The sequence below is a fragment of the Nitrosopumilus maritimus SCM1 genome, assembly GCF_000018465.1.
In the GTDB taxonomy this organism is placed as follows: domain Archaea; phylum Thermoproteota; class Nitrososphaeria; order Nitrososphaerales; family Nitrosopumilaceae; genus Nitrosopumilus; species Nitrosopumilus maritimus.
On sequence record NC_010085.1, the window covers coordinates 1,446,580 to 1,464,006 of the forward strand.

The following is a 17,427-nucleotide window of genomic DNA, read 5'->3' on the forward strand; positions in this document are numbered from 1 at the left end:
AATTTAGAGTAGAGATCGAATTTGCTAGGCTCGAAGTCACGATTTTTGATTAGATTTTGCGCCTATTATAGATTCAATGCTTAAATTACGGGTGAGAAGGTTTTGTTGATATGAACATACCAAAGGTGATCCGAAAGTATTGTGCAAAATGTAAGACACATACTGAACAAAAGGTCTCCATTTACAAGGCTGGAAAGAGACGCGGTTCTGCAAGAGGTGAACGTAGACACGCTGAACGTAAACATGGGTATGGTGGACAAAAGTTCCCAAAATTAGCAAAACCAGCCAAAGTTACAAAGAAAGTTACTCCAATTATGACTTGTACTGTATGTAAAAAGAAATACAATAAACTAGGTGTTAGAATTAAGAAATTTGAGTTGGTGGCAGCATGAAGAAAGATCACGTCGAAATTCCAAAACCATCAAGTAAGTTTCAAAAAGTCAATTGTAATGAATGTGGAGAACTACAAATTGTTTATTCACATGCATCAACACAAGTTGCTTGTAATTCATGCGGAAATGCAATTGCAGAAGCAACAGGTTCTAAAGCAAAAATTAATGGTAAAGTCTCAGGCAGTGCTGAGTAAATCATAATCCTGTTTAGTGTTTAGATTAAGTGCAATTCTTTTATCATCAAGAATAACATAATTTTCTTCTATATTTTCAAGTGAATTAATTTTTTGAGAATCAATTAGAGATATTCCTGTGAAGTTACATTTTTGATTATTATGAATTATAGAATATTCAGATTTTGTTCCAATAGAAGATAATAATTTGTCAGTTACAAGAATACTTGTCCAAATTTTTTTAGAATCAGATTGTTTTACAATTGTTTGAATAATTTCTGTATCTAACAAGGGTAGATCACCAGAGGTAACTAGAACTAAATCCTTGAATTTTCGTAATACTGAATTTAGATCTTCAACATATCCAAGTCCAGATGTATCAAAAGTTTCAATGTTATTTTCTTCTAGTAGTTTTTTTGTTTTAGGTGAATTAGGGCTAGTTACTGCAATAATTTTTGAAAAACAACTTGAATTTTTTAATGAATCAATAACATGAAGGATGATTGGTTTTTTGTATTGTAAGAGTAATTTTTCATCATCTAAATTCATGCGTGTTCCTTTACCACCTGCCATAACAATGCCAATCATATTGATACAAACACCATCAATGAAGCTAGTCGGGTAAGTTCGTTTGTAGCACCAATTACATCTCCAGTAATTCCACCAAAACTACGTGTAGATATGCCAAGTAGGAATAATGTCAATGCAACAGTGACTCCAAGCATTATCAATCCAGTAGTCTCACCAATTAAGGCTACAGGAATAAGCATGATGATAAATGCGGCTACCAGTTTTCTCTTGTCTTTCATCAAGTGTACAAAAGGAGAGTTTGAGCCAGATGCAGCTGAATTTCCTAAACTAGCCATAAGCACCATTGAGAATTTGGCTAAAATTTCGCTGATTAGAATTGCTTTAAACAAATCAAATCCATTAGTAAGTGATATTGTGATTATCAGACCAACCAGATACAAAACGAGTCCAACAATTCCAGCTGAACCAGTAGAAAGATCTTTCATTGCTTGAATTTTCTTTTCTTTTGTTCCTTTCACCATAAGTCCATCTGCAAAATCAGCTAAACCATCAGCATGATGAATTCCAGTAACTATTGCAATAGATGCAACAACTAACAAGCTAACAAGTAGTGGATCTAAAAAGAAAGATAGTCCAAATCCAAATGAACCAACTAAAAGTCCAATTGCGATTCCAACAATAGGAAAGACATACATGTATTTTGCAATACTTTCCAAAGTTGCATTTGATGATGGAAATATTGTCAAGAAAGAAAAGACAGAACCTATTTCCTTAAGCATGAATCCACCATCCAATTAATGTTAAAACAGTAACAATTGGAACAATTACAAGTCCAAAGAATAGAATTGAGGTCAATTTCATAATAGATATTGCAGAATGTACGTGTTCTTTTGTAAGAGTTAATTCACCACTACCCAATTCATAATGATTTACTTTTTCAAATTTTGTGCCAAGTGCTCCTGCTAATGCAGCCATAGGATATCCTGCATTTGGACTCTCAGTTTTTTTGCCATCACGAATCATAATCTTGTAAGATTCTTTCCAGTTGTTTTGTAAAATAGCAGCTGAAATGATCATTACAAGTCCGGTGAGTCTAGATGGAATGTAATTCAATACGGTATCACATGTAGCTGCAAACCATCCCAAATTTTTGAAAATATCAGTTTTGTATCCTATCATAGAGTCAGCAGTGTTGATAATTCTATACACAAATGCTCCAGGCAAGCCAAAAATAGCATAGTAAAAGAGAGGTCCAGTTATTCCATCTACAGTATTTTCACTAACGCTTTCAAGCACGCCTGAAATTACATGATTTTTGTCTAAATTGGAGGTATTTCGCTTAACAATCATGGACAGATTCTCTCGTGCAGAATCCAAATTATTCATCTCAAGTGATTCTACTACTGCCATTGCATAGCGTTCCAGCCCCTTGATTGCAATAGTAGTCTTTAGTAGTAAAGCACCTATCACAACTGAAACTATCAAAGTTATCCAATCAGTTGAAAGTAATGAAATTCCAAAATCCAAAGTTAATAGTAATGTAACAACTATTCCGGCAGGGATTGTTACTACAAATATTCCACCAAATCTTTCGAGTTTTTGATTTTGATTTTGTCCAAGTGGAGTTAGTTTTGCAATTAATCCACCAATCCAAGCAGTTGGATGATATCTATTCTTAGGATCTCCAAACACTAAATCTATAACCAATGCAAATCCCACAATTATCAAAGACTCTAAAATCATTTTATCATCCTCTCAATAGCTTTGATATCTAAATTGTTTTTTACGATTTTTGCTAGTTTATCTAGATCTTTATCAATTTTTGAAATATTCTTTTTTGTCCAAGCAATTTGTTTTGCCTTAACATTTAACGAATCTTCCTCTGGCAAGTCAACTTGCATCATGGGAATAGTTCCGATAACAGGGATTTTAGTAAGTTGTTTTATCTTTCTAAAGCCTGGTTTTAGCACATCAATGTCTCCTCTGAATTTATTTAATACAAATCCTTTTACTAATTTTTTATATTTATTTTCAATTAAATTCATAGTTCCAACTAAACTTGCAAATGAACCACCTTTGTCAATATCTGAAATCAAAAGTACAGATGCATTTGCTTTTTGAGCAATTTGCATATTTGCAATATCGTATTTTTGTAAATTAATTTCAGCTGGAGAACCTGCACCTTCTAAAATCACTAGATCATAATTTTTTTTCAGTTTTGATAATGAAGTGGTGGCTGCCTTAAGTCCTTTAGATTTTACAAATTTTGTATAGTATTCTTTTGCATGCATTTTCTTGTAATGTTTTCCATTGAGGTAAACTGCACTATAGTAATTTCCTAAAGGTTTGAGCATGATGGGGTTAAAATCAGGCTCAATTGGGCATTTGGCGGCAATAGCTTGGATTGCTTGCGCACGAGAAATTTCAAAATCAGGCGTGGCATAGCCAAAATTAGACATGTTTTGGGACTTGAATGGGGCCACAAGGTATCCTTTTTGTTCAAAGATTCTACACAATGCTGCAACCAATGTTGATTTCCCAGCACCAGAAGAAGTTCCTTGAACCATCAAAGGTTTCATGCAATTGCCTCCATTGCAGTTACAAGTTTTAGATTATCTTTATGAGATTTTATTGCAATTCGAATATAGTGATTATCTAGTCCACGAAAATTTTTGCAATCACGAATCAATATTTTATGTTTTAACAATTTTTTTTGAAGTTTTGTTGAATCGTATTTTGTTTTTATTAAAATAAAATTTGTTGAAGAGTCATGACATTCAAAACCTGGAATTCTAGCAATTTTCTTTTTTAGAAAATTTGATTCTTTTTTTATAATTGATTTTGATTTTGTTAAATGAGATTTATTTTTTATAGCTATCATTCCTGCTTCTTGTGCTAATGCATTAACACTCCAAGGAATTTTTATTTTTTTCAGAATATCAATAATTGTTTTTGAACCTATACCATATCCAATTCTTATTCCTGCTAATCCAAACGATTTTGTTAATGATCTTAAAACAAAAAGATTATCATATTTTTTTACCAAATTTATCACAGATTGGTTTGATTCAGGAACCAATTCAATAAAACATTCATCAACAAATACAAAACTAGATTTATTTTTTGCAGCAGATATTATTTTTGTTAATTGTTTTTTTGAGATAATATTTCCTGTGGGATTATTTGGGTTGCATACAAAAACACATCCATTTTTTGGAATCTTTGAAATAAAAGAATCTATATTTTTGGAAAGATTCATTGTTTTAAAAAAAGTAAATTTACAATCAACGAGTTTTGATGCAGACTCGTATTCGCTAAAAGTAGGAGTTGGAATCAAAACATGTTTTTTAGATAAAAATGCAGTACAGAAATTATAGAGAATTTCAATCGCACCATTACCCACAACTATGTGAGAATCAGAGAATCCAGTGTATTTTTTGAGGCTAGAGAGCAAACTCAGTGAATCAGCATCAGGGTAGTGTTCCATTCCATCTAGTCTTTTTTTCATAGTGGATTTTACAGTGGATGGCATTCCAGCAGGACTAGTATTTGAGCTAAAATCTATGACATCAGATTGCTGATTTCCTCCAGAAAATCGGCCCCCATGAGAGATAGGATGGTGTTTGGTGATGCTTGTTTTGGTCCTTATTTTCACATAACAAAATAGGAGCAGGCGATATAGTATCTTTTGGTAATTTGAATAACGATTATTAATTGAAACCGATCAATGATTAATTCATGGAGAAGAAAAGAGTTGCAATTATAGGAGTTACAGGTTCCGTAGGACAGGAATTCGTACAATCTTTGAATAATCACCCATGGTTTGAAGTAACTCAAATCGCAGCTTCAGAACGCTCTGCAGGTAAGAATTATCTTGATGCCATCAGAAATGAAGGCGGGATCATCATGTGGGATGTAGGAGGCGAGATCCCAGATTACATCAAAGAAATGACTGTAAAAAGCATTGACGAACTTGATACATCACAATTAGACTTGATATTTTCAGCAGTTGAATCTCAAGCTGCAAGAGACATTGAAACTAAAATGGCAGCCGAACTACCAGTAGTTTCAACTAGTTCTGCATATAGATACGAAGAAGATGTTCCAATTCTCATTCCAGGTGTAAATGATGAGCAAGTTGAACTAATAGAAACTCAAAAGAAAAATCGCAACTGGAAAGGATTTGTAACACCATTACCTAACTGTACAACTACAGGTTTAGCAATTACATTAAAACCACTACTTGAAAAATATGGTGCAAAAAAAGTCATGATGACTTCAATGCAAGCAATTTCAGGAGGTGGAAAGTCAGGAGTATCTGCCATGGGAATTACAGATAACATCTTACCTTACATTCCAAAAGAAGAAGGTAAAGTTAGACTAGAGACAAGAAAAATTTTGGGAAAACTAGTAGATGGTAAAATAGAGGATGCAGATATTAGAGTTAGTTGTACTTGTACTAGAGTTCCAGTAATTGATGGACATACTGAATCAGTTTTTGTTGAAACTTCAGAAGACATTGATCCAGCTAAAGCAAAAGAACTCTACAATGGTTACAATAAAAATATCTCAGTTCAAGGATTACCATCAGCTCCTAAAGAATACTATGCATTCCATGAAGACCCAACAAGACCTCAACCAAGAATGGAAAGAGAAGTTGGTAACGGAATGACTACAACAATTGGCAGAGTTGAAAAAGAAGAATTGTTTGATAAAGGTCTCAAATACATGTTATTCTCACATAACAAGAAAATGGGTTCAGCAAAAGGCGCAGTACTCTTAGCTGAAATGTTATACAAAAAAGGTAAGATCTAGATTTTTTTTGCAATTTTTTCAATAATAACTTTATAAGAACCAGAAATCTAGAACGACTCAGGTGTTTTAGACGGCAAAAGTAGATGACCTGGATCTTCAGATTTTATCAGAATTATCAAATGATGCATCAATTTCAGTTCCACGTTTATCAAAAAAAATCAATGTGAATTCTTCAGTAGTATATTCAAGAATTAAGAGATTAGTAAAAAGAAAACTAATTGAACGATTTACAATTGTTGTAAATGATGCTGAATTAGGATACAATGTTAAAGCATTAACTGGAATTAACATGGATACAAAAAAACGCGATCACATAATTTCAGAATTATTCAAAATTGATGGAGTAAGAGAAGTTGCAGAAGTTACTGGTAGATTTGATATCCTTGTTACAATGTATTCAAAATCATTAGATCAGATGCACAAAATGGTCTCAGAGAGAATTGGACGAATTGAAGGCATTCAGTCTTCAGAATCATTTATTGAGATGAAATCACGTGCCAAAGCAATGCCATATATGCCATCAAAGGATAGTGACTAGTATTGCAAAAACAAAAGACAGAATCCAGAGTTGCAGTATATTATGAATTAACAAAGCCCAAAATTTGGTATTTGTTGGTATTTACCGCATTTGGGGCCGCTTTAACAGCATCTAATATTTACGGAATTGAGATTGCACCTTCCACATGGGCACTCATGTTATTTTCAGTTGCCGCAGGTTCTGCTGCAGCCAATACTTTGACAAATTATCACGATAGAGATATCGACGCAATAATGGAGAGAACAAAAGGCAGACCACTCCCATCAAAAAGAATCTACCCAGCAGTAAAAGCACGTAATTTTGGATTAGCATTAGCCGGAATTTCATTAGTATTAGCATTTGGAATTTCATTTACAACTACTTTAGAACAAGGTCTATGGGCCACTGCATTCATAGCATTTGGATTACTGAACAACATTTTGGTATACTCGTATGCACTAAAACGAAATTCAAGAACTAACATAATTTTAGGAGGATTATGCGGAGGTTCACCACCAATGATTGGATGGGTTGCAGTTACAATGTCAGATTTATGGACAATGGGACTTGCAATGGCAGGATTGGTGTTCATTTGGATTCCAATGCACATTTGGGCATTAACTTTGCATTTCAAAGATGATTACAACAAGGTAAATGTTCCAATGCTAACTGCAGTTCAATCAGAAAAAACATCTGCAAGAGCAATCGCAGGATCAACTGTGGTAATGGTATTATTTTCAATAGCACCATTTTTCATAACAACACAATCAGGAGAAGAGATGGTAGGAGGAGTGTACTTGTGGACTGCAATTGCATCAGGTATTTTGATGGTAGCACTATCAATTTGGGTAATAGTAAAACCCATGGAAAAAGCATCGTGGACTTTGTTTAAATTTTCTAGTCCATATTTGGCAGTATTATTTATTGCATTAATGGTAGATTCTGCACTATAAGATACTACTATTTTCATCTAAGCTGTTAAGTTCTTTTGTAATTGAAGTGTGTTTTTCAACTAATTCTTCTAATTCTTTTTGTACGTCAATAGAATCCCAATTTGATGAAATCAAAGATGACAATTTTGCAACAATACTCCATTGAACATTATTTTGCTCATCGATTAATTCCAGAAATCGTTTTCCTTTTTCATCATCATTCATAATTAGAAAAAAGAGAAGGAGTGATAAAAATCTGTAGCAGGTAATAGTATAATTTCAAAGTTTTATTAGGAAATTATCAATATTTCACATATGCAATGTAGCATTTCAGAATGCAAATCAAAAGCAATTCAAACGATCCAGATTAGTTTTAGAGAGACAAGGAATCTTTGCAAAGAACATTTTGAGTTATTCCAAAACAAAGACAAGAAACACGCAATCAATTTCACAAGAGCATCCAAAGTCAAATGAGATATTTTCAAATTTCAGAATTATTGAAAGATTTAACATCTACTATTTTCAAACTACCATATGGCTGCTAAGAAAAAAACCACGGTAAAGAAGAAACCAGTCAAAAAAGCAACTTCAAAGCCAAAATCTAAGGCAACAAAGCCAAAATCAAGCACAAAATCATCTACAAAAAAACCAGAATTTGAGAAAGCTTGGAAAGAATACAATTCTGCATTAAATGGATGGAAGGAATCTTTGGCACAGTGGCAAAAGGCTACAAATGAAACTTTAATGACATATCACGATGCATGTCAAAAAGCTGTAGAATCAGACGCAGAATTATTAAAAAAAGTCAGCTCTAGTTGGGAAAGTACTTGGGAAGAAATTGGTCCTGAATACATCAAACAACAAACAAAGATGATTGAAAATATTTTTAAAGAAACCAACATTGAATCAATTAAAAAATTCAATGAACAATGGGAGAAATTCCTCAAAACATCAGGAGATGATTCAATCATGGCATATCAAGAAGCTATAAAGAGATTCAATCAAGCCTGGCAATCAGGTCAAATGTAGTTTTTAAAATAACTATTTTTTCATTTTTCCTATACGAAAGACTTTACAATTACATGTTGAACATGTGCCCTTTACTGCAGGACGACCATTTTTCATAATTGTTTCTTCAGGATTTTTGATTTTTCTTTTTGTTTTACATTTAACACAGTAAGCTTCTATGGAAGAAGTTTCTGAAGAAATTTTTGAAGACTGTTCAAGTTTTTTCTCAATCTCATCTAATTTTTTATTTTGTTTTTGTAATGTTTGAATAATTTCATGTTCAATATCAGCAGATTCTAATTTTTCAATTTCTTTTTCTAGTTCTCTTACTCTTGAAATTTGTTCTTCTGTCGCTTCATCAGAAGGATGCAGTTTTGAAGTTAATTCATTTTCTAATTCATCAATTTGATCTTCTAAATCATTAAATTCAGAATATTCCTCAACTATAGGCTCAACTTCAGGCTCAGATTTTATTTCTGGAACAGGTTTTTCAGATAATTTAGTTTCTAATTCATCAATTTGTTTTTGAAGTTCATCTAATTGTTCAAATTGTTCAGGAGTAGCTTCCTCTTCTAGTTCTGGTTTAGATTCTAACTCCTGGATTTGTTTCTCTAATTGTTCAAATTGTTCAAATTGTTCAGGAGTAGCTTCTTCATCTTCTAGTTCTGGAGCTAAATCAAGTTCCTGTGGAAGTTCTTCTGCAGATTCTTTTGGTAATGAACCTCTAGGACTTGGAGGAGCTGGTTCTGGTTTAGATTCTAACTCCTGGATTTGTTTCTCTAATTGTTCTAATCTTGCTAATTGTTCAGGAGTAGCTTCCTCTTCTTCGGGTTCTGGTTTAGATTCTAACTCCTGGATTTGTTTCTCTAATTGTTCTAATCTTGCTAATTGTTCAGGAGTAGCTTCCTCTTCTTCGGGTTCTGGTTTAGATTCTAACTCCTGGATTTGTTTCTCTAATTGTTCTAATCTTGCTAATTGTTCAGGAGTAGCTTCCTCTTCTTCGGGTTCTGGAATTGGTTCGTCTGCAACTGGTTCTGGAGCTAAATCAAGTTCCTGTGGAAGTTCTTCTGCAGATTCTTTTGGTAATGAGCCTCTAGGACTTGGAGGAGCTGGTTCTGGTTTAGATTCTAACTCCTGGATTTGTTTCTCTAATTGTTCTAATCTTGCTAATTGTTCAGGAGTAGCTTCCTCTTCTTCGGGTTCTGGAATTGGTTCGTCTGCAACTGGTTCTGGAGCTAAATCAAGTTCCTGTGGAAGTTCTTCTGCAGATTCTTTTGGTAATGAACCTCTAGGACTTGGAGGAGCTGGTTCTGGAATTGGTTCGTCTGCAACTGGTTCTGGAGCTAAATCAAGTTCCTGTGGAAGTTCTTCTGCAGATTCTTTTGGTAATGAACCTCTAGGACTTGGAGGAGCTGGTTCTGGAATTGGTTCGTCTGCAACTGGTTCTGGAGCTAAATCAAGTTCATCTAGATCAATGCTTGTTACTACAGGTAAATCACCCAGAGAATCTAATTCTACTTTATTTCCGTCAATTCGTAAAAATGGTTCACCATCAATTGAAAAAGTTCGGATTCGATGTCCCTGTTTCCAGGAGTTTTTTCCACTGTAAATTGTGATATAAGAAATTCCGTTCTTGATGTCAGACGAAATAGTTAGTCGGTCAACAGGAGTTCCTTTAGTAATCCCCTTGTCGGTATCCTGATGTCTAATAGCAACAGAAATCAAATGGTTGGCATCATAACTGACTTCAGAAATTAGATAGTCAGCCCATTTATCCATTATAAAAAATAGTGATTAGTTTCTAGTAAATAAGCGAGTCTAAATTCGAGGATCTAAGTATTATGCTTAAAAAAATAAGATTATAATTGGTTTTTAGAAAACATTGTTCAAATGGAAATTTCTGTAGAACCATGGAAAAAACTAGTAATTCACGAAGTAATTGAGTACAAATTTGATGATTGGGTAAAGCAAATAGCATTCAGTACTAGATCTTCTGGAGGAGCAATTCCTACGATGCAATGGACAAATGGCATTGTTTTCTCACCAGCAAATTTCCCAACAACTAATGCTACTGTTGAAGAACAATTGAAAGGAATTTTACACTGGTCATCAGTATCATTTGCAATAAAAGAAAAATTTGAAAAGCAAATTGTCAAGGAAAATGCTACAATAAATCTAGTAGATGTGAGTGTGAATGAAATTTTCAAGGAATTAGCAATTAGTTTGAAATCACAATCAAAATTTACAAACTCTGAATCTGGCAATGGTCAATGAATATTGAAAAAATTATTGATGATTGTAAAATTTATCTAAAACAGATAAAACAATACGACCCCGATCCTTTCTATGTAAATCATTTCTTTTCCAAATTCATAGACTCTGTAAATATGGTAATGGGAGGTATTTTTGATGAAGCAAACAGAGATTTTGGATTATTCATAACAGAGAAAATATCGTATGAGAAATTTCTCAAGAAAGCAAAAGAAAAGAATGATGAGAAAGCAATTAAATTTTTAGAATGGTATTCAAACAAAATTAATCAAGAACACAAGAGTAAATTTCCAAAAGTAATTAAGAAAATATGTGAATTAAAAAATAAAGAAGATGCGTTACCTGAAATAAAAATTATGATAAGAGCTCAAGACAGATACGAGAAGGATATTAATCAACAAATCATAGTTGGGTTAAGCAATGAAAAACTACGTTCAAAAGAAGAGCTGCAAATTGAGATCAATAGACAGTTACCAGTATTTTTAGAAGTAATCAATCATAAAAGAACAAAAAATAATGAGCCTAATGTAAATGAAAATCAGGTAACTACATCAGCGTTTATTGATATTGGAGATATTTCTGAAGTTGAAGTTGCATACGCTGCAGAAATTTACATTCCTGTTTTAATTAGATTAGTTGAAGAATCTAGGAAAAAAATTAAAGAATTAACATCATGGAGTTAATTTAGTCTGAAAATCCAAACACAGGATGTTCATTTTTTATTTTAATTATTGGAAAATATGAGAAGCCATGATCAATAGTATCAGAGAATTCTGGATTTTTCCCATGGTTACCCTGATATTTTAAGAAATTTTTTGTTGGTTCAGAATCTAATTCAACGTAATTGAAGTTGTAATAAACATCATCCATTTCGAGAGAAGTTATGTAACCAAGTATCCAAGATTTTTTTCTAGGCAAAGCAAATAATGTTAAATTTTGTTCATCAGGGAATTCAGGATCATATGTTAATCTGGCCAAGCTACCTAGATCTTTTACAGGTATTGGATGAAATTGATCTGGAATGTCTTTTTCATTTTCAGGTAAAGGAGAAATTTGTGATTCCATATGAACCACAGGTGCATAATGAGAAATATCTTTTGTAGACTCTACAATATCACAGATTTCTTTTCCTCCAGTTACTTGATATGAAATGTATCGTCCAGATTTTTTCAAAGGGGTGTAAAAAATCAGTAATGTGTTAGCTAACATCATACTGCATGAAACAACGCGTTCTCCGTTAAATTCCTGGGAATAAACTCGTTGAGGATATTCTCTAAAGGCACAAGCATATCTTGCTAAATCATCAAAACTAAATAATTCAACAAAGCACTCATTCTGAGATACAGACATAAAAAATTTAGAATAAAAGATGTTTTTATTCTTTCAAAATTATTTGGATTTTGGCCACATTGAGCCCCATGTTTCGGTGAATTTTTTCATCATTTCACCATATGCATTCATCTGTTCTAATCCAGATGAACTAAGACTCTTTTGCCAATTTTCAACAAATTGTTTGAAAGTAGACATGTTACTATCATTGAGAGCTTTTTGCCAGTTCTCACTAAATTCTTTAAAAGAATTCATTCCAGCATCAGTCATTGCTTTTTGCCAGTTTTCTCCAAATAATTTCATGGTTTCATTACTTGATTCAATGCTTGCTTTTTCCCAAACCTCATTAAATCTAGATTGCATCTCAGTGCTAGCAGTTTGAATCTGCTCAAAGAGAGATTTCCAATTTTCAAGTGATTTGGTATATTCTTGCCACAATGAATCCCATTCATTATTTTTTTCTTGGTCAGACATTAACTAAAGATAGAGTTCGTTGTTCTTAAATGGTTCTCTAAAAATCACAAATTACTTTTGTCGATTTTGCAATCGCTTTTCCATTCGGATTTTGCCTTCTTCAAATTTGGCTCGGTCTTCATCTGTTTTTAAAGAGAGTTTTGGGACATGCAAAGGTTTGCCATTTTTATCTAATGCAACAAATGTTACAAAAGCAGTTCCAGTAGTAGTTCTAATTCCCGTAACAATATCTTCAGCTTCTGCTTTAACTTCTATTTCCATAGAAGAATTGTGGACATAGTTTATGCGAGCATTTAATGAAAGTACATTTCCAACAAATACGGGTTTTAGAAAATTTACACTATCCATACATACAGTAACAGCATTTGATTGAGAATGTCTTTGGGCAACAATTCCTGCAACCATATCAATGTGTTTTAAAATTTCACCACCAAACACATTTCCAGCTGGATTTGCATCAGAGGGAAACATTCTGACAATAACTTCAGCATGAGATTCAGCAGGACTCTTTTCTCGAATATTTGATTCAGATGACATTTTATCTAAAATGTTTCTAATTTATCCAAATTTAATTTAATCAGTTGATTTTGATTATTTGAAATATTTTTCGAGTTTAATTTTATCGATTTTTGGGATTTTTGCCAATTCAAATCCTTCAGGACGTTTTGAAAGTGATCTAGTTGCATCAATACCCATTTTTGCAGTCTGTAACTTCTTTTGATTACTTGATGGATCAAGGCTAGAGCCACGCACGTTTTTTAGAATTATAAGATCTTTGTCTGCCTGGAATCTTGTGGCCATAGCATATTCTACTGCCTCAGCACTGTTAGGATCAATATCCTCATCAACTACTGTTACTTGTTTTAGCGAACGATGAGATTCGAATGTTTTTTTGATAATTTTTTTTGCATCGGAATCGTGTTTCTTTTTTATTTGTACAACTGCATGTAGCCAATTACATCCACCATTTGTCATGGATACTTGTTGTGTTTGCTTGAATGCTTTTTTCAAATCACCATTTAATTTTGATTCAATTGGCATACCCATCAATAATCTATGTTCTGAATAACCAGACAAAACATCATGAAATATTGGATTATTTCTAAAATACATATTTTCAAGTTCAAAAACTGGTTGAGATCTTTCATGGTCATATGTTTGAAGCATTTCGACCATCCATTCAGGATGTGTTTTGTCCTGAAGAACTCTTCCTTCCATAACGATTTCTGAACCTGATGGAATATTTAGTCCAGTAAATGGGAGTTTTGTTAAAGTCAGTTTTCCACCCAACAGAGAATTTGCAATATCAATCTCGTCTTTTCCCCACTCTGCTTGATATGCTCCGGCAATAGAAATTGCAGGATGAACACCAACAGTTATTGCAATCTTGAGATCCTCGCCATGTTCCTTAGCATCAATAAAACATCGATGTAAATGACGTCCTTCAACCATTCGTATTGAAAAATGAGTTTTATCAATTGGCATCATTCGATGAAAAGATGAATTTTGTTTTCCAGTTTCAGGGTTTTTGGCATATGCAATTGATGAGGTGATAAATGGGCCAGATTCTTTTTCAAAATGAGTAACAATAGGCATGGAAAGGAGGTTTTTTGAGCTATTTTCTTGAAATTTGCCAGAGGAGATAATTTTTGGGGCTTTTGCCTTTTTGATAGCAGAGATGACTTTTTCATGTATATTATATTCAGTACCTCCAACAGCTAGAGCAAATCTTTTTCGAGTACCAACCAAATTTGCAACTAGATGAAAATCACTTTCCTTGATATTTTCAAATAGTACAGCATGTGAACCGTCAACTTTTGCAGTAATTCCTGCAATCTCATATTTTGTTGAAACTTTAGTTTTTACAGTTTTGAGTTCTTTGTTTTTCTTTATTTTTGAAATATAATTTCTTAAATCACTCATTCTCAATCATCTCCATAATCTCAGACATTAAGTCTTTTGCAGTGTTAGGTTCTAATTCTTTTTGAATAAATGCAGAAACTAATGCAATGCCTCTCATCCTAGTACTAATTCGTTCAGATACAAGTTTGAGAAAGAGAGATTCAGTTCTAGATGGAATAATTGTGGTGGTGATCGGAGTAGGTCCAGTTGCTATTGAAGCCACCATGGAACCGATTTTGTTGGATCCTTCAGCTACAGAAATAAAATAACCATTATCAAATTTTTGAATAGATAAAGAAAAGTTACGGCCCTCCAAATTTACCAATTTTTGGAAAAATCCATTTGGAGAGTTCAATAAGCTATGAACAAGTCTTATGCTTTTATTGCTATTGATTCACTTTCTTGGGAGGCATCAGCTATGTTGTTTGGATTTTTTTTGCAGTTCTTTTGATGTTTGTCTAGATAAACAAAAGATTTCTGACAATACTCACATAGTGTTTTTTCCTTTGTCTTTGTAGCTTTTGATTTTTTTGTTTTAGATTTTGTAGTTTTTGCTTTTACTGCAATCTCTTCGGTTTCTGGTTGAACTTCAACAGATTTTGCTTCAACAGCATCAGCCTCAACTCTTGCACGTAATTTGGCTTTGTATTTCAAATTACGTGGTTTAGTTCTTAATCTATAGCCACAACATGGACACCATAGTCCTTCCCATTTGATGAATATTTCACAAATTTGACATCGACGTTGTCCAGAAGCATATCTTCCGGTTCCAACAGGCTTTTGAGCCTTGTATCTTACACAAATTCCTTTACAAGTCATCTTGGTAGTATTTTATAGAATTCATAAGTATATAAGGATGGATCGATGAAAAATTGATAAAACTTCATAAAAAGTTGTAAAAATTTTAAATAATTTTACGATCACAATAATTTGTTTCAACGAAAAACAAGAAATCTTCAATAAATATGTATAGCTTGTTTGAAATTCGTTTTTTTTGAAAAAATGATACGTGTCAATATAGTTGTTTGACAAAAAATTTCAGTTTTTTCTAAAAAAAATATAGAAAATAGAAGAAAATCATACAGTATGATCTGAATAAATAGAAAGTTTGTTCTCAAAATATGAAAAATTAACCGGTTATAGAGAGAGGCAATATAGAATGTCTATATCCGTCTCTTTGAGATATGTATTTTGCAGACAACATATCTCGTTTTCCTCTCTGATTGAAATTCTTGATTTTCATACTGGTCTTTCTTTCATCAACAAATTCCAATTCAAAAGATGAACAAAATTTGAGATTTAACATAGTTACAATTTGTTTTGCAATTCCCATATTGCCATTTCCAATTTTTACAATCTTTCTTTTTGCTCTAAGACCTCCAAGAACTCTAATGATATGAGCAACTAATTCTTCAACAGAGGAATGAAATGAGCTCTCAATTTCTTTTCCATAGTAAAATACAGACAAGCCAGTTCTCTCCCCAGGATCAATTCCTAAAATCAGATCATTTTCTTCAAAATCAAGATTAAGTTTTTGCATCATTATTCCTCGGAGTACAGTTGGAGGATGTTCAAAGATATCCTCATGAAGTATTGGGGTTTCACAGATTTTTGGAGATTCTTTGCGAGTGGTAAGAATAAGATGACCAGAATAATTTTGGATGTCTTCAGGCAAAATAGAATCAAATGATAATTTGAGAGCTTTTAGATATGTCGAGAATCTATAGTATGGTTTACCATAGGAAGTAGCAACTCCAATACGAGAATTAAGTAAGGGATCGATATTTGACAAAACGAAATATAGGATTTAGGGTTATGCCTTCAAAACAGTTGACACGACATGCGTTACTGCTTCATCAAAATTGGCATCAATTTTTGCTTGAATTTCAGATAATTTAGCCTCGCCTTCTTGGGCAATTTTTGCAGATTCAGCAGTTGCCTTTTCTTTAGAAGCATTGATCATAACTTCGGCTTCTTTTGTGGCCATTTCTCTGGTTTTTTCCATAAGGGCATCTATCTCATTTTGGGCCTTTACTGAGAGTTGTTTTTTCATGTCGCCAACTTTGCTGTTTAAGGAATCAATATCGTCTTCTAAGACATTTAGAGATTTGATGATTCCAGTGACTTTAGATTCAGCCATACTCATTACATTCGGATTTCAATGATTCCATTACTTAAATCATTCATTTTTAGGCATAAAATGTGGGATTATCCAGTAGTTAACAGTAGAATGGCTCTGGCAAGATCGCCTTTTGCTTCCTCTAATGCGGCTTTGGCCTTTTCTTCATCAACACCTGCTTGTTGGCTAACAAGTTGAATATCCTCTTCGGAGAAAATAGGAACTTCCAATTCCCTTTCCTCATAACTATCTGCAGTAACAGTGAAAATGGAATTATCTTTGGCTTTCATTTCTGTAACAGAGGGTTTTGAAATAATGATCTCTTTCTTGTCGGTCTTGATCGTGACTTCTTGAACGTTTGGCAGTTCATTCATGTCCAAGCCCATCTTGTCCATCATTCTTCGCATTTCGCGATTTCCTCCGCGCATCATGGTTCTTTTTCCTCTTTACGACTTTTTAAACTATCTCTAACCTTAATGGCTACACCTCTATCAAAATCAGAAATCATCTCATATGACAAAACAGCCCTACCTACTGCAATCACTTTGTTTTTGAACAGAACTGGAGTGTCAGATGCAATTCTAACATTTTTTCCGCATTTTACAACATGTTTACAAAATACTGATCTGCCTTCTTGAACAAATGGTGCGGCATCTTTGTTTATCTCAACACAATTTTCTTTGAAGGTTTTACTCTTCAAGAGCATTTGAGCAAAGTATGGACTAATTGCCAAACCTCCATCAATTCTTAATGTGCACAATAGTTTTCCTTTATGAATAACAGTTCGAATTCTACCGGTTTTTCTAGAGAATGTCATTTCGATGTCTTTTGGAAGATGTTTAGAAACACCATTTCCAAATAGGGAGTCAATGGAAGCTTGTAATTTCAGGACATGGTCCATATTCTGACCTCACATCTTCTAAATATTAGTTCAGTGATGATATAGGAAAAGAGCATAAAACTA

General features: G+C 33.3%; 26 protein-coding genes. 9 read left to right on the forward strand and 17 right to left on the reverse strand.

All coding sequences use genetic code 11. The features are described from left to right. Window positions 1–110: 110 nt before the first annotated feature. Window positions 111–392 carry a 50S ribosomal protein L44e gene (locus NMAR_RS08455; RefSeq protein WP_012215962.1) on the forward strand — a complete coding sequence of 94 codons (282 nt, stop codon included), beginning with the start codon at window positions 111–113 and terminating at the stop codon, window positions 390–392. Next, entirely contained in the window at window positions 389–586 is a 198-nt protein-coding gene (locus NMAR_RS08460) for a 30S ribosomal protein S27e (protein WP_012215963.1), read from the forward strand. Before NMAR_RS08455 ends, NMAR_RS08460 begins: the two co-directional genes overlap by 4 nt. Here NMAR_RS08460 and NMAR_RS08465 read toward each other — a convergent pair. From NMAR_RS08465 to cobD, 5 genes are read right to left on the reverse strand one after another with little or no spacing between them, the layout of a single operon-like run. Beyond that, window positions 569–1,153 carry an NTP transferase domain-containing protein gene (locus NMAR_RS08465; RefSeq protein ID WP_012215964.1) on the reverse strand — a complete coding sequence of 195 codons (585 nt, stop codon included), beginning with the start codon at window positions 1,151–1,153 and terminating at the stop codon, window positions 569–571. The genes NMAR_RS08460 and NMAR_RS08465 overlap by 18 nt on opposite strands. Beyond that, on the reverse strand, window positions 1,150–1,875 hold the full coding sequence (cobS, locus tag NMAR_RS08470; RefSeq protein ID WP_012215965.1) for an adenosylcobinamide-GDP ribazoletransferase: 726 nt from the start codon (window positions 1,873–1,875) through the stop codon (window positions 1,150–1,152). Before cobS ends, NMAR_RS08465 begins: the two co-directional genes overlap by 4 nt. Then, the gene (locus NMAR_RS08475) at window positions 1,868–2,839 is read right to left on the reverse strand and encodes a cobalamin biosynthesis protein (RefSeq protein WP_012215966.1); all 972 of its coding nucleotides are present in this window, start codon (window positions 2,837–2,839) and stop codon (window positions 1,868–1,870) included. The genes cobS and NMAR_RS08475 overlap by 8 nt, the downstream gene beginning before the upstream one ends. Then, the gene (locus NMAR_RS08480; protein ID WP_012215967.1) at window positions 2,836–3,675 is read right to left on the reverse strand and encodes a cobyric acid synthase; all 840 of its coding nucleotides are present in this window, start codon (window positions 3,673–3,675) and stop codon (window positions 2,836–2,838) included. Before NMAR_RS08480 ends, NMAR_RS08475 begins: the two co-directional genes overlap by 4 nt. Next, window positions 3,672–4,751 carry a threonine-phosphate decarboxylase CobD gene (gene cobD, locus NMAR_RS08485; RefSeq protein ID WP_012215968.1) on the reverse strand — a complete coding sequence of 360 codons (1,080 nt, stop codon included), beginning with the start codon at window positions 4,749–4,751 and terminating at the stop codon, window positions 3,672–3,674. Before cobD ends, NMAR_RS08480 begins: the two co-directional genes overlap by 4 nt. Before the next feature lie 83 nt (window positions 4,752–4,834). Here cobD and asd point away from each other — a divergent pair, with 83 nt between their 5' ends. The 3 genes from asd (at window position 4,835) to cyoE (ending at window position 7,381) form a co-directional block, all read left to right on the forward strand. Beyond that, the gene (gene asd / locus NMAR_RS08490; protein ID WP_012215969.1) at window positions 4,835–5,911 is read left to right on the forward strand and encodes an aspartate-semialdehyde dehydrogenase; all 1,077 of its coding nucleotides are present in this window, start codon (window positions 4,835–4,837) and stop codon (window positions 5,909–5,911) included. A 130-nt stretch (window positions 5,912–6,041) separates the two neighbouring features. Then, a complete protein-coding gene (locus NMAR_RS08495; RefSeq protein ID WP_237087745.1) occupies window positions 6,042–6,449 on the forward strand; it encodes an Lrp/AsnC family transcriptional regulator in 408 nt (135 codons plus the stop codon). A 2-nt stretch (window positions 6,450–6,451) separates the two neighbouring features. After that, the gene (cyoE, locus tag NMAR_RS08500; protein ID WP_012215971.1) at window positions 6,452–7,381 is read left to right on the forward strand and encodes a heme o synthase; all 930 of its coding nucleotides are present in this window, start codon (window positions 6,452–6,454) and stop codon (window positions 7,379–7,381) included. Here cyoE and NMAR_RS08505 read toward each other — a convergent pair. Beyond that, window positions 7,376–7,585, reverse strand: coding sequence for a hypothetical protein (locus NMAR_RS08505; protein ID WP_012215972.1), 210 nt, complete (start codon window positions 7,583–7,585; stop codon window positions 7,376–7,378). The two genes, cyoE and NMAR_RS08505, sit on opposite strands and share 6 nt — an antisense overlap. Before the next feature lie 90 nt (window positions 7,586–7,675). Between NMAR_RS08505 and NMAR_RS09860 the strand changes: the two genes are divergently transcribed. Beyond that, the gene (locus tag NMAR_RS09860) at window positions 7,676–7,834 is read left to right on the forward strand and encodes a hypothetical protein (RefSeq protein WP_187146537.1); all 159 of its coding nucleotides are present in this window, start codon (window positions 7,676–7,678) and stop codon (window positions 7,832–7,834) included. A 60-nt stretch (window positions 7,835–7,894) separates the two neighbouring features. After that, window positions 7,895–8,389, forward strand: coding sequence for a hypothetical protein (locus NMAR_RS08510; RefSeq protein WP_012215973.1), 495 nt, complete (start codon window positions 7,895–7,897; stop codon window positions 8,387–8,389). Window positions 8,390–8,401: 12 nt separating this feature from the next. On the opposite strand, the gene NMAR_RS10070 is transcribed toward NMAR_RS08510, so the two are convergent. Beyond that, the gene (locus tag NMAR_RS10070; protein WP_338037113.1) at window positions 8,402–8,548 is read right to left on the reverse strand and encodes a DUF5679 domain-containing protein; all 147 of its coding nucleotides are present in this window, start codon (window positions 8,546–8,548) and stop codon (window positions 8,402–8,404) included. Between the two features lie 1,710 nt (window positions 8,549–10,258). On the opposite strand from NMAR_RS10070, the gene NMAR_RS08520 reads away from it, so the two are divergent. Then, a complete protein-coding gene (locus NMAR_RS08520) occupies window positions 10,259–10,642 on the forward strand; it encodes a hypothetical protein (protein WP_012215975.1) in 384 nt (127 codons plus the stop codon). Continuing rightward, entirely contained in the window at window positions 10,639–11,322 is a 684-nt protein-coding gene (locus NMAR_RS08525) for a hypothetical protein (RefSeq protein WP_012215976.1), read from the forward strand. The genes NMAR_RS08520 and NMAR_RS08525 overlap by 4 nt, the downstream gene beginning before the upstream one ends. Before the next feature lies 1 nt (window position 11,323). Here NMAR_RS08525 and NMAR_RS08530 read toward each other — a convergent pair whose 3' ends face one another. The 10 genes from NMAR_RS08530 to NMAR_RS08575 form a co-directional block, all read right to left on the reverse strand. After that, window positions 11,324–11,989, reverse strand: a complete 666-nt coding sequence (locus NMAR_RS08530) for a hypothetical protein (protein ID WP_012215977.1) — start codon at window positions 11,987–11,989, stop codon at window positions 11,324–11,326. Between the two features lie 39 nt (window positions 11,990–12,028). Beyond that, on the reverse strand, window positions 12,029–12,442 hold the full coding sequence (locus NMAR_RS08535; protein WP_012215978.1) for a hypothetical protein: 414 nt from the start codon (window positions 12,440–12,442) through the stop codon (window positions 12,029–12,031). Window positions 12,443–12,493: 51 nt separating this feature from the next. Beyond that, window positions 12,494–12,979 carry an acyl-CoA thioesterase gene (locus NMAR_RS08540; RefSeq protein ID WP_012215979.1) on the reverse strand — a complete coding sequence of 162 codons (486 nt, stop codon included), beginning with the start codon at window positions 12,977–12,979 and terminating at the stop codon, window positions 12,494–12,496. Between the two features lie 54 nt (window positions 12,980–13,033). Then, complete coding sequence (locus tag NMAR_RS08545; protein WP_012215980.1) at window positions 13,034–14,365, reverse strand: UbiD family decarboxylase; 1,332 nt, start codon at window positions 14,363–14,365, stop codon at window positions 13,034–13,036. Further along, window positions 14,358–14,699: a hypothetical protein gene (locus tag NMAR_RS08550; protein ID WP_012215981.1), complete on the reverse strand. Its 342-nt coding sequence runs from the start codon at window positions 14,697–14,699 to the stop codon at window positions 14,358–14,360. Before NMAR_RS08550 ends, NMAR_RS08545 begins: the two co-directional genes overlap by 8 nt. Window positions 14,700–14,716: 17 nt before the next feature. Next, on the reverse strand, window positions 14,717–15,163 hold the full coding sequence (locus tag NMAR_RS08555; protein ID WP_012215982.1) for a hypothetical protein: 447 nt from the start codon (window positions 15,161–15,163) through the stop codon (window positions 14,717–14,719). 310 nt (window positions 15,164–15,473) lie between these two features. Continuing rightward, on the reverse strand, window positions 15,474–16,019 hold the full coding sequence (locus tag NMAR_RS08560; protein WP_187146583.1) for a RuvC family protein: 546 nt from the start codon (window positions 16,017–16,019) through the stop codon (window positions 15,474–15,476). Between the two features lie 138 nt (window positions 16,020–16,157). Further along, the gene (locus NMAR_RS08565; protein ID WP_148680233.1) at window positions 16,158–16,484 is read right to left on the reverse strand and encodes a hypothetical protein; all 327 of its coding nucleotides are present in this window, start codon (window positions 16,482–16,484) and stop codon (window positions 16,158–16,160) included. Between the two features lie 68 nt (window positions 16,485–16,552). Beyond that, entirely contained in the window at window positions 16,553–16,894 is a 342-nt protein-coding gene (locus tag NMAR_RS08570) for a nascent polypeptide-associated complex protein (RefSeq protein WP_012215985.1), read from the reverse strand. Beyond that, on the reverse strand, window positions 16,891–17,364 hold the full coding sequence (locus NMAR_RS08575) for a PUA domain-containing protein (protein ID WP_012215986.1): 474 nt from the start codon (window positions 17,362–17,364) through the stop codon (window positions 16,891–16,893). Before NMAR_RS08575 ends, NMAR_RS08570 begins: the two co-directional genes overlap by 4 nt. Window positions 17,365–17,427: the final 63 nt, after the last annotated feature.